The sequence below is a fragment of the Leisingera sp. ANG-Vp genome (assembly GCF_000813725.1).
Taxonomy (GTDB): domain Bacteria; phylum Pseudomonadota; class Alphaproteobacteria; order Rhodobacterales; family Rhodobacteraceae; genus Leisingera.
The window spans coordinates 2297-2651 of sequence record NZ_JWLD01000103.1; the positions used below are offsets into that span (position 1 = coordinate 2297).

At 68.7% G+C, this 355-nt stretch carries 1 pseudogene; it reads left to right on the forward strand.

Annotated features, from left to right (window positions below):
• Positions 1-322: pseudogene (locus RA20_RS23455) on the forward strand (chemotaxis protein CheA); the annotation flags it as partial.
• Positions 323-355 lie beyond the last annotated feature (33 nt).

Below are 355 nucleotides of genomic sequence, written 5' to 3' on the forward strand. Positions count from 1 at the left end.
GGCCGCGGTTCTGGGCGATGACGCCGGTGATGCCGGCAACGGCTTTGCCACCTATGCCGCCGAGCGCGGCGCCGCCGAGCTGCACGACCTGCTGGAAGCCGCCGCAGCCTACATGAGCTTTGTCGAGGGCCGCGACCACTTCTCGCGTCCGCAGCTGATCAGCAAGGTGCGCAGCGCCGGCGGCGGCGACTTCAACCGCGAAGACGGGCTGCGCTCCTTCGGCCAGCTGCTGCGCGACGGCAAGATCGAACGCTCCGGCAATGGCAAGTTCACTGCCTCCGGCGACATCGGCTTCAAACCCGGCAAACGCGCCGCGGGCTGACCCCTGCAAAGCACAGAAGCAGAAAGGCGGCCC